The following is a 522-nucleotide window of genomic DNA, read 5'->3' as shown; positions in this document are numbered from 1 at the left end:
CGAGCAACGTTCCCCGGATCAATTTCTTGGCCGCGTCCAGCGCGGCGTGATAGTCCCGGGGCGGCGACGTGGCCGCCAGCTCCGTCAACCCATAGATCAGCGCGTAGACGGCCTCGACGATGCCGTTGCGGTCGGCCCGGTGCGCGAGCTCGCCCCGGCGGTAGGCATCGTCGATGACACCCTCGATGATTCCGCGAAACACCTGGAAGTCGGCCGCGAGCCGCGAATCGCGGGCGACAGCGCCTTCGGCGCGGATCACCCACTCGAAGGCGGCAAGATCGGGATACTCGCGCATGAGCCGGCCCGATTCGTCGAGCACCGCCTCGATGCGGTCGACGGCGGTCCCCGGGCGCGCGGCGGCCGCGCGCAGCCGCGGCACCGCGATGCGCTCGATGTCCTCGACGGCCGCGTCCAGCAATTCGGACTTGTTCGGGAAGTAGTGGTACAGGCTTCCGCTGGTGATGTTCGCCGCCCGGGCGATCTCGCCGGTCTTGGTGCCGAATAGCCATTCTCGGCCACGCA

Annotated in this window: 1 protein-coding gene; it reads right to left on the bottom strand. The window is 69.0% G+C overall.

The features are described 5' to 3' along the window. A partial coding sequence (locus tag A5692_RS16025) for a TetR/AcrR family transcriptional regulator (protein ID WP_068057542.1) occupies positions 1 to 522 on the bottom strand: 522 nt, incomplete at both ends.

This window comes from Mycobacterium sp. E342 (assembly GCF_001667665.1).
Classification (GTDB): domain Bacteria; phylum Actinomycetota; class Actinomycetes; order Mycobacteriales; family Mycobacteriaceae; genus Mycobacterium.
Note: the sequence above shows the minus strand (reverse complement) of the source record. Positions and strands in the feature narration are given on the sequence as shown.